The sequence below is a fragment of the Archangium sp. genome (assembly GCF_036389735.1).
Lineage (GTDB): Bacteria > Myxococcota > Myxococcia > Myxococcales > Myxococcaceae > Archangium.
The window spans coordinates 1-2,498 of the sequence record NZ_DASVWK010000088.1 but is presented as its reverse complement, the minus strand read 5'-3'; the positions used below and the strand labels follow the sequence as shown (position 1 = coordinate 2,498).

The 2,498-nt window shown below is 71.9% G+C and carries 2 protein-coding genes; one reads left to right on the top strand and one right to left on the bottom strand.

Annotation, left to right across the window (positions count from 1 at the left end; all coding sequences use genetic code 11):
* The coding region (locus tag VF794_RS03555) for a DNA topoisomerase 3 (protein WP_331107709.1) at positions 1-2,005 on the bottom strand (2,005 nt) is incomplete at its 3' end.
* Positions 2,006-2,298: 293 nt separating this feature from the next.
* On the opposite strand from VF794_RS03555, the gene VF794_RS03550 reads away from it, so the two are divergent.
* The coding region (locus tag VF794_RS03550) for a hypothetical protein (protein ID WP_331107707.1) at positions 2,299-2,498 on the top strand (200 nt) is incomplete at its 3' end.

Genomic DNA, 2,498 nt, shown 5'->3' with positions numbered 1-2,498 from the left:
TGGGCGCCGGGACGGGCTCGGTGGGGGTCCGGGCGCGCTTGGGTTGGGCCGGAGGCAGAGGGGTGGTGTTCGTGGGTGGGGGCATGGAGAGCGTGGGGGGCACCTTGCCCACCACCTCGATGACGTAGGCCTCGATGCCTCGCAGGAAGGACTCCAGGTCTCCGCTGCCCCGCTCGATGCGCTGGAGCCACGCCTCCCACTGCCCCGTCATCACCGGGCTCTTCACGTCCGGATGCACCACCCGGATGAGCCCGATGCCCTTCTCCGTCGCCTCGAACGACTTGCCCCGCCGCACCAGGTAGCCCCGGTCGAGCAGCGTCTCGATGATGGCCGCGCGCGTGGCCGGTGTCCCCAGCCCCGTCTCCTTCATCGCGTCCGCCAGCTCCTTGTCGTCCAGCGTCCGCCCCGCCGTCTCCATCCCCGTCAGCAGGCTCGCGTCCGTGAAGCGGGGCGGCGGTCGCGTCCGCTTCGTCACCGGCTTCACCTCCCGCACCGCCCTCGCCAACCCCTTCGCCAGACCCGGCGGCAGCTCCTGCTCGTCCTCGGGCTCCTCCGTCTCGGCCTCGTCCTTCTTCTTCCCCCCCTCGCGGGGCTTCGGCGCGCGCTGCCCTCCCCCCACGTCCAGCACCTTCCAGCCCTCGCGCTCCACCATCGTGCCCGCGCTGTGGAAGCGATCCACCGCGGCGGCCGAGGTGACGGCGGTGATGACGGTCGTCACCAGCCAGACGAAGTCCTCGTGCCACGCCGCCAGCAGCCGGCGACAGACGAGCTCGTAGATGCGCCGCTCGTCCTGGGAGAGCCGTGCGCCCTCCGGTGAGGTCGTCGTGGGGATGATGGCGTGGTGGTCCGTCACCTTCGCGTCGTCCACGAAGCGGCGCCCCAGCGGCTTCTGCCCCGTGCCGGGCGCGAGCAGCGCCTCCCAGGGCGCCCGGATGGCGCGCACCACCTCGGGCAACGTCTCCGCTATCTGCGTCGAGAGGTGCCGGCTGGAGGTACGCGGGTAGCTCAGCAGCTTGTGCTTCTCGTACAGCGCCTGCGCCAGCTCCAGGGTGCGCTGGGCGCTGTAGCCATACAGGCGGTTGGCGTGGCGCTGCAGCTCCGTCAGGTCATAGAGCAGTGGCGCGGCCATCCGCTTCGTCTCGGCGGTGACGGACTCCACGGCCGCGCGGCCCGTCTTCACGCGCGCCACCACCTCCTTGGCCTCCTCGCCCTTGGCGGGCAGGCGCCGGGCCTCGCGTGCGTCCCACTCCTTCTCCTTGCCCGGCTGCGCGGGGCGGAACCACACGCCCTGGTAGCTGCCCTGGGGCCCCTCGGGGCCGGCGGGACCGAAGGTGGCCACGATCTCCAGGTACTCCTGGGGGACGAAGTCGCGGATGGCCAGCTCGCGCTCCACCACCATCGCCAGCGTGGGCGTCTGCACCCGCCCCACCGAGAGCGTGTCCCCGCCCGCCAGCGTGTAGAGGCGCGACAGGTTCATCCCCACCAACCAGTCCGCCCGGCTGCGCCCCTTGGCCGCGTCCGCCAGCGGCTCATAGTCGCGCCCCAGCCGCAGCGCGCGGAAGCCCTCGCGGATGGCCCCCTCCGTCAGCGAGGACACCCACAGCCGCTTCACCGGCTTGCGGCACCCGGCGGCCTCGTAGATGTAGCGGAAGATGAGCTCGCCCTCGCGCCCGGCGTCCGTGGCGCACACCACGGTGTCCACCTCGGGCGCGCTCATCACCCGGCGCACCACCTGGAACTGGGAGGCCGTCTTCTCCTCCACCACCAGCGGCCACTCGCGCGGCAGCATGGGCAGCAGCTCGCGCTGCCAGCGCTTCCACTCGGGCCGCATCTCGTGCGGCTGCGCCAGTCCCACCAGGTGACCGATGGCCCACGTCACCACGTAGCCGTTGCCGCGGAAGCACCCCTCGGCCTGCTCGCGAGCCCCCAGCGCCCGCGCGATGTCGCGAGCCACGGAGGGCTTCTCCGCCACCACCGCCAGCACGCCCCGTCCTCCGTCACCCATGGTCATCCCACCTCATCGCGTCCACCCTCCCCAATACCGCATCTCGGCCCCGTCTCACACTCCCACCCTCTCCCACCTACCTGTATGCCCGTTCAGCGAGCGATGGACCCGCCGGGCAGGCAAGCAGGCACGAAAGGTGGTTTTCCAACCCACCCCGCAACGCGAGAGGCCCCCGGGCATCCAAGGTGGCGCCCGTACGCAAGCGGTTGGCGTCCGAGCGAAAGCCGGAAGACAGCACATGGGCCAATATCCCCCGTCACCAACGCGCTCACGGGCGACCCGGGGGAGAGCCCATGCAGCTGAGGGTGGAGAACGGCATGAAGGCGTCGAATCATCAGGTCCACGGGAAGCGGGCGGGCGGGGAGACGGTCGGTGTGGTCCTGCATGTGGGGGGGGAGCCGGGCGCGTCGGTGGTGAGGCCGCTGGGCCGGCTGTCCTGGACGGACGAACAGGCCGAGGGGGGGGACGGGCGGGAGCAGCGGCTGGCGCGCTT